The following is a 7,558-nucleotide window of genomic DNA, read 5'->3' on the forward strand; positions in this document are numbered from 1 at the left end:
ATTATTTAATAAGGTTGGAATATTATGAAATAGTCAAAAGACAACAGGGGGTATACATTTTGACTAATCATAACGATCATTTAAAAGCAAACTGCGAAAAATGCTTCGGTTTATGTTGCGTGGCATTACCGTTCGCAGCGTCAGTAGATTTTGCAGTGAATAAAGATGGCGGGAAACCATGTGCCAATTTACAATCAGATTTTAAATGTAGTATACATAAAAATCTTCGTGGAAAAGGTTATAAAGGTTGTACAGTATTTGAATGTTTTGGCGCTGGGCAGAAAATTTCTCAAGTTACATTTAACGGGGTAGATTGGCGGAAAGATGCGAAGCATGCGAGAAAAATGTATGATGCTTTTCCAGTTATGCATCAGCTACATGAAATGCTTTGGTATTTAAATGAGGCTATTTTATTGAAGGCGGCACAATCAATCCATAAAGAATTAAGTAAAGCAATTGAAGAGACGGAGCGACTTTCGAATTTACATGCGGACGAGTTAATGAAAGTAAATATCCCATTACATCGTGCAGAAGTGAATATTTTACTTTTAGAAACGAGTGAGCTAGTTTGGAAGGAAATGAATACTGCGCGTAAGAAACGAATCATTCACCGCGGAGCAGATCTTATGGGAGCAAATTTGAAGAAGAAAGATTTGCAAGGAGCGAATTTAAGAGGAGCTTACTTAATCGCGGCTAACTTAAATGGAGCAAATTTAAGAGGAGCAGATCTTATCGGAGCAGATTTACGAGATGCAGATATTCGCGGGACTGATTTTACAAATAGTATTTTTCTGACGCAAGTTCAAGTTAATGCGGCGAGAGGGGACAAACATACGAAATTACCGAAATTATTGTCCCGTCCGTCGCATTGGGGTGCGTAAAGAATGAGGAGTAATTAGTGTGGATATATTTCAGTATTTAGAAGAGATGCAAGAAGATGTTTTTTCGTTAGCAGTAGAGCAAATAGAAGGGAAGTATTATGATATTTGTTGCATGTTAGCGTCTAAGGGTTATGCAGAGAGAATTAAAGCAATTCATTTAGGAGCATATGAGGAAAGTATTCGACTAGCATTGGATGAAGCTATACAAATCGCTACTAGTGAAGAGGCAAAAGCAATTTATTTTGAATATGATCTTGGTAATGAATGGGATAGTCATTTTTATATTTGTGAAGAGTATTTTTCGCTGGAAGAAGAGGATGATGATTGGGCTTCTGAATGGACATATGAGGTTGAAGGACCGAAGTCTATAGAATTAGCAGATGTATATGCTAAGAATGGCTTTGATATAAATGAAAAGGCAATGGGTATAAATTTGTATTTAATTGCTAGAACGGTATGTAGTTTTATGAATGTGTGTAGTGAAGTGCAAAGGAATATACCGATTTGTATTGGTTTTCACGACCAAGATCCAATTATACGAACAGGCAGAGATTAAGTATCTCTGCCTGTTTTTTATTTCTTTTCAAAAGTAGTAATAAAAACACTACATATAATAAGAATACCGCCAATAAAAAAGTTACTATTTAATGTTTCATTTAATAAGAGCCAACCAAGTAATGACCCAACGATAGGCTGAAAGAAGAAAAATAAGGAACCGATACTAGCGTCCATTAATTCTAATCCTTTATTCCAAAGGAAAAAGGCACCTGCTGTTGAGACGATTCCTAAATAAAGTACGCCTAATACCACATACATGTTCATATGTTCAATAGGGTTTGATTGAAATTCCCATACCATAAAAGGTGTAATAAAAAAGAGTGAAAAGAATATAGCGTACGTTGTAATCACTAAAGATGAAAATTGAGCTGAAGCAATTTTTACATAAATAGATAGTAAAGCCCACGTAATAGCTGCCCCAACTAATATGATTGTACCGATAAAATAGGAGCCAATTTCAATATCCCATCCGATTACGATAATGACACCGATTGTCGCTATGATGGTAGATAGTAATCTACGAGCGGTTAGTTTTTCTTTTAAAATGATCGTTGCAAATATAACCATAAATGCAGGTGTAGCTGATGTTACTAAAGATCCTGTATGAGCGTCGGATAATTTTGTTCCGATAAATTGACAAGTGATCGAAATGAAATATCCGATAAATCCAATCCAAGCGAATAGGAGCCAATCTTTTTTGTGAATGGTTACTGTTTTCTTTTGTTTTTTCTCAGCTGTTTTTAAAATCATATATAAAACAACAAAAGCAATGATAAAGCGTAGCCAAACGAGTGTTAGTGGTGGAATAAAGTCGAGTACATATTTGCTAACAACATACATACCGCCCCATATACTAGCTGCTAGCGATAAGCATATAGCTCCTAAAATTGTTTGTCTCATGTAAAGTACCTCCGTCTATTTTTAGGGTATGATGAGTCCCTAAGACGAGGCATAGTGCACGTGTTATATGAATGCCCGTCTTAGTTTATAGACGGCCTACTGGTTGATCGTTTTCGAATGAAGTGTTGTAGTACATGTGTATTCCTCCTTCTTAAGTTATAATGATATTATAACTTAATTTTCTGATTATTGGAGGTTGTTATGAAATATATCGTGATAAAATCACATGTGAGCAATTATCCTGATCCAATTCGCTTAGAAGAGGGGGATGTAGTGAAAATGATAGAGAGTTACGATGGTCCTGAAAATTGGGAAAACTGGATGTTTTGTCACGAAGAGAAATATGACCGGAAAGGATGGGTTCCGGAGCAAATTATAATGAAAAATACAACTGATGTAGGAATCATTACGAAACAATATACTGCCAAAGAATTAAATGTAAGTATTGGAGAAAGATTGATTGGATTAGAAGAATTGAATGGCTGGGTTTGGTGTGAAAAAACAGGTGGTGAGGATGGCTGGGTACCGAAGGAAAACTTACAAAAATATTAGTAATACTATTTGGTTATTAATATAGGAAACATATTTTTAGTTTATGAGTATATTGGTTGTAGGATGAAAAATAGATTAATAGAGAAAGAGGAGATTATTATAACTACAACCGTTATTTCTCATTTTTATAACGAAGAGTATTTATTACCGTGGTGGCTTGCTCATCATACGAAACTGTTTGATCATGGCATTTTAATTAATAAAGGTTCAACAGATCGTTCCGTTGAAATTTGTAAAAAGTTCGCGCCGCACTGGGAAGTACGAGATTCTGCAAATCCAGAATTTGATGCATTAGCGACAGATCATGAAGTAATGAGGGTGGAACAAGAAGTAAAGGGATGGAAAATGATTTTAAATACGACCGAGTTTCTTTGTGTGCAAGATAAAAATCAATTTTGGAATTCACTTCATGAATTGGGAGGAAGGATGTATTGGCTGGAAGGGCTTGTTATGGTCGATGATCCTAACTACAATTATCCGGAACTTAACTTTGGTATACCTTTAATGAAGCAGCGATTTCACGGTTATTTACCAGAAGAATGGCCGTTATGGAGAAGAGGTAGATTTATTCATAATCATGAACACGGAAGTTATACGGTTGGAAGACATTTATCTGCGCATGAATCTATGATTTATCCGCCTCTTGCTTGTATATTATGGTTTGGGTTTAGCCCATGGAACGATGCGATGAGAAAGAGGAAATTACAAATTGGTCCGACCCTTTCTGAAGCTAGTAAGGATCGGGGGATGGGTACACACCATATTATTACGCCGGAAAGATTAGAAGAATGGTATAAGGAATTAGCAAGAGGGACGAAGGATTTACGTTTTAGTGATGCGTACCGTTATGCTTTTGTATAAATGATTCCCACCATGAAATTGTTTCTTCGATTCCTGTATTTAGATCGTATGTCGGTTTCCAGTTTACTTCAGTTTTTAAACGCTCTACATGAACGCCGACAAATAAAGGTTCATCTTTAGAGAAAGGGATTGCACCCAGTTTAATTAAATGCTCTTTTCCTATCTTTGTCCCAATGAAAGATGCTAATTCTTTAATTTGTACAGATTGACCAGAAGCGATATTGATTGTGCCTGTAACGTCGTGTTCTAATATCGTTACGAGAGCATGAGCGACGTCGCTCACATGGAGGAAATCTCTTGATTGTTTTCCATGTGTACATAGTGCTTCCTCATTTTTTAATAAAGAAGTGATAATGTTAGAAACGAGCCGATTCCCCTGTTCGTGAGGGCCATACATATGAAAAATACGGCCCCAACACATGCTGAGGCCTGATTGCTCAGCGTACGTTTGTAGCCAGGAGTGTAGTGCGTTTTTACATAATGAATACGGTGTTTTATAGGAAAGAAGCGGTGAATCTTCAAATAGTACGCCGTTAAACCATTCATACTCTGCGCCGGTGCCGGCAACAACGACTCGCTTTCCGCCGCATGTTGTGAAGTGTTGAATCAATGAGATGCTGGATGTAAGCCAATAGTAATTATGAATGGATACATAACACGCTGGAGGCACTGCTTCCCAAGCTAAATGAATGAGATGACTAGGCTTCATGTCGTAAATGAGTTTTTTTACTTCTTCATCGCAAAGTAAGTTGACTTTATGCCAATGGCAAGAAAGATGGGAAGGCCTATTTGTATTGTAAGTGGCGTGCACTTCATAGCCCTTTTGAATAAGAGAATGTACAACATATTTACCAATCCATCCGCTACCGCCTGTTACAAGGATTTTTTTCATGGCTCAATTACCTCAACTTCTGGTATTGTTACTAAAAATTTGCCGCCCCATTCACGAATGAAAGAGCATTCTTTCATAATTTCATCTTTCAAATTCCAAGGGAGTATGAGAATGTAATCAGGTTTTGTACGCTTAATTTCTTCTGGAGATTTTATTGGAATGCGTGTTCCTGGTAGTAGGAGATTTTGTTTATGAGGGTTTTTATCTACTGTATAAGCTAGAAATTCTTTTCCTATCCCGCAATAATTTAAAAGGGTGTTTCCTTTAGCTGGGGCACCGTAACCGATAATTTGTTTGTTTAAAGCTTTCGCTTCTATAAAAAACTGTAAAATACTTATTTTCAATTGTTCGATGCGTTTAGAAAAAAGGAGATAACAATCTAATGTATTTAGCCCGTGATCTACTTCTTTTTGGATTAATTTTGTAACACTAGAATGGATAGTTGATTCGTCACTAAGATGTTTTACAAAAATACGTAAGGAACCACCGTGCGTTGCAAGTTCTTCTACATCGACAATTTGTAAATGATGGTGAGCTAAAACTTTTTGCAGGCTTATAAGTGAGAAATAGGAGAAGTGTTCATGGTAGATCGTATCAAACTGTTTAAAGGATATGAGATTTAATAAGTGCGGGAATTCAATTGTTATTGTTCCGTCTTGTTTTAATAACGTTTTTAAACCTGCCACAAAATCATGTAAGTTCGGAACGTGTGCTAATACGTTATTAGCGATGATTAAATCTGCTTGCGGTAATTTTTTTGCTAAGTCGTTGCTGAAAAAATTCACTTCAGTAGGAATTCCTTTTTGGATAGCGATTTCTGCTACATTTTTTGCTGGTTCAATTCCTAACGTTTCGATATGTTCTTTTTGAAAATATTGTAATAAGTACCCGTCGTTACTCGCGATTTCAACAACCTTTGAATGTTTCTTTAAGTGGAAGCGCTTAATCGCCATTTCTACATATTGTTTAGCATGCAGTAGCCAGCTTGATGAGTAAGAGCTAAAGTATAAATAGTCATGAAAAATATTGTGTGGAGATTCAAATTCATCTAATTGTACGAGTAAACAAGAGTGACAAACAAATGTGTGCAATGGATAAAATGGTTCCATTTTATATGAGTTTTCTGGAGAAACAAATGAGTTAGCGAGAGGAGAAACACCTAAATCTAAAAAAGTGTTTGTGAGTAATGAGTGGCAAAAACGGCATTTTTTCTGTTCCATTTTATAGCCCCCTTATAAATTTTTGAATGCATCGATTTGTTGTCGCGTGAAAGATTCGATATTTTCACCAGATGCATATTTTTTGTACCAATCAACAGTCCAAGCGATAGCCTTATCTGTTGATAACTTAGGAGTCCAGCCGAGTTTGTTTACTGCTTTTGTACTGTCGAGTGTTAAAACAGGCGATTCATAAGGAGTGTTTGTAGAGGGGGAGGTGATTGTTAGTTGTTTATTCCATAATTTTATTACAGATTGAATGACATCATGAACGGTTCTGTTAGGTTCGTTCAACGGGCCGAAATTCCATGCTTCTGCATATTCAGCGTCTGTCCAAAGTTTTTCAGCTAAAAGGATATAGCCGTGTAAAGGATCTAATACGTGTTGCCACGGGCGAATAGCGTTTTTGTTTCTAATCGTTAATGTACCATCTTGTAAATATGCACGAATGACATCTGGGAATAATCGGTCTTCTGCCCAATCACCACCACCGATGACGTTACCTGCTCTTACTGAGGCGAGTTTCTGTGTATTAGTGCGGAAGAATGACTTTTGAAAGGATGTTGCCACTAGTTCAGCGCAAGCCTTACTAGCGCTATAAGGGTCGAAACCGCCTAGCCGGTCACTTTCCACGAATGCCCGGTTACCGCTTCCGTTATTTTCATAACATTTATCACTTGTAACATTAATGATGCCACGTATACTTTCTATATGTTTTGCCGCCTCTAATACGTGGACAGTTCCTAAAACATTCGTTTTAAATGTTTCGATAGGATTTTTATATGAAGTGGTGACGATTGGCTGGGCAGCTAAATGAAATAGTATGTCAGGGTTATGATGTTTTAGGGCGTGTAATAAAGAATCGTAATCTGTAATGTCGCCTTTAATTGTTATGCACTCTTTTGCTACGTTACATTGTTCAAAAAGATTAGGAATCGATGGGGGATGAGAAGAAAAGCCAACTACTTCTGCACCTAAAGAAGTTAAGAAAAGGGTGAGCCAAGAGCCTTTAAATCCAGTATGTCCCGTAATAAATACTTTTTTCTTATTCCAAAAAGATGAAGAAGCCATATTACCAAACCTTCCACGGAGCGTTATTACTTTCCCATAGCTCGACTAATTTATTTTTATCGCGCAATGTATCCATCGGATGCCAAAAACCAGTATGTTGATATGCTGATAGTTCGTTTTTGTTTACTAACTGAACTAAAGTGTCTGTTTCAAAAACAGACTTATCTCCACTAATGTAATTGAAAACTTCAGGGTTTAAAACGAAAAATCCACCGTTAACCCATCCGCCATCCCCGAGTGGCTTCTCTTGAAAAGATGTTACAGACTGTTTATCTAATATGAGAGAACCGAATCTACCAGGAGGTTGTACGGCGGTAACAGTTGCCATTTTTCCATGTTTTTTATGAAATGCAATAAGTTCTTTTATATTTACGTTACTTAATCCATCGCCATAAGTGAGGCAGAAAGGTTCGTTTCCAACAAAATTTTGAATCTTTTTCACTCGTCCTCCCGTTTCTGTATTTACACCAGTATCGATTAGTGTAACTTTCCACGGTTCTACACGATGAGAATGGCTAGTAATTGTATTATCCTTTAAATGTATTGTGAAATCGGACATGTGTAAGTTGTAATTTAGAAAGAATTCTTTAATTGCATATCCTTTATAGCCTAAACAAATAATAAAT

General features: G+C 36.6%; 9 protein-coding genes. 4 read left to right on the forward strand and 5 right to left on the reverse strand.

Features of this window, described 5'->3' with window-relative positions; all coding sequences use genetic code 11:
* The first annotated feature begins 59 nt into the window (after positions 1-59).
* Entirely contained in the window at positions 60-881 is an 822-nt protein-coding gene (locus tag MR079_RS26875; RefSeq protein ID WP_139866187.1) for a pentapeptide repeat-containing protein, read from the forward strand.
* A gap of 19 nt (positions 882-900) precedes the next feature.
* On the forward strand, positions 901-1,437 hold the full coding sequence (locus MR079_RS26880; RefSeq protein WP_242294961.1) for a hypothetical protein: 537 nt from the start codon (positions 901-903) through the stop codon (positions 1,435-1,437).
* A 17-nt stretch (positions 1,438-1,454) separates the two neighbouring features.
* Here MR079_RS26880 and MR079_RS26885 read toward each other — a convergent pair whose 3' ends face one another.
* A complete protein-coding gene (locus MR079_RS26885; RefSeq protein ID WP_242294962.1) occupies positions 1,455-2,339 on the reverse strand; it encodes a DMT family transporter in 885 nt (294 codons plus the stop codon).
* Positions 2,340-2,540: 201 nt separating this feature from the next.
* Here MR079_RS26885 and MR079_RS26890 point away from each other — a divergent pair, with 201 nt between their 5' ends.
* On the forward strand, positions 2,541-2,891 hold the full coding sequence (locus MR079_RS26890; protein WP_000875278.1) for an SH3 domain-containing protein: 351 nt from the start codon (positions 2,541-2,543) through the stop codon (positions 2,889-2,891).
* 63 nt (positions 2,892-2,954) lie between these two features.
* Positions 2,955-3,752, forward strand: coding sequence for a glycosyltransferase family 2 protein (locus tag MR079_RS26895; protein WP_139866184.1), 798 nt, complete (start codon positions 2,955-2,957; stop codon positions 3,750-3,752).
* Here MR079_RS26895 and MR079_RS26900 read toward each other — a convergent pair.
* From MR079_RS26900 to rfbF, 4 genes are all read right to left on the reverse strand, one after another.
* Positions 3,721-4,644 carry an NAD-dependent epimerase/dehydratase family protein gene (locus MR079_RS26900; RefSeq protein ID WP_242294963.1) on the reverse strand — a complete coding sequence of 308 codons (924 nt, stop codon included), beginning with the start codon at positions 4,642-4,644 and terminating at the stop codon, positions 3,721-3,723. The genes MR079_RS26895 and MR079_RS26900 overlap by 32 nt on opposite strands.
* On the reverse strand, positions 4,641-5,864 hold the full coding sequence (locus MR079_RS26905; RefSeq protein ID WP_242294964.1) for a class I SAM-dependent methyltransferase: 1,224 nt from the start codon (positions 5,862-5,864) through the stop codon (positions 4,641-4,643). Before MR079_RS26905 ends, MR079_RS26900 begins: the two co-directional genes overlap by 4 nt.
* Before the next feature lie 12 nt (positions 5,865-5,876).
* Complete coding sequence (rfbG, locus tag MR079_RS26910) at positions 5,877-6,932, reverse strand: CDP-glucose 4,6-dehydratase (protein ID WP_139866181.1); 1,056 nt, start codon at positions 6,930-6,932, stop codon at positions 5,877-5,879.
* Between the two features lies 1 nt (position 6,933).
* Positions 6,934-7,558: glucose-1-phosphate cytidylyltransferase (rfbF, locus tag MR079_RS26915; RefSeq protein WP_242294965.1), on the reverse strand; the 625-nt coding region annotated here is incomplete at its 5' end.

The organism is Bacillus cereus group sp. BfR-BA-01381, assembly GCF_022663555.1.
GTDB lineage: Bacteria > Bacillota > Bacilli > Bacillales > Bacillaceae_G > Bacillus_A > Bacillus_A pacificus.

Coding starts and splice junctions, on each gene's coding strand:
- MR079_RS26905 (WP_242294964.1), bottom strand. CDS start 5,864: ATGGAACAGAAAAAATGCCGTTTTTGCCACTCATTACTCACAAACACT.
- rfbG (WP_139866181.1), bottom strand. CDS start 6,932: ATGGCTTCTTCATCTTTTTGGAATAAGAAAAAAGTATTTATTACGGGA.
- MR079_RS26895 (WP_139866184.1), top strand. CDS start 2,955: ATGAAAAATAGATTAATAGAGAAAGAGGAGATTATTATAACTACAACC.
- MR079_RS26890 (WP_000875278.1), top strand. CDS start 2,541: ATGAAATATATCGTGATAAAATCACATGTGAGCAATTATCCTGATCCA.
- MR079_RS26900 (WP_242294963.1), bottom strand. CDS start 4,644: ATGAAAAAAATCCTTGTAACAGGCGGTAGCGGATGGATTGGTAAATAT.
- MR079_RS26885 (WP_242294962.1), bottom strand. CDS start 2,339: ATGAGACAAACAATTTTAGGAGCTATATGCTTATCGCTAGCAGCTAGT.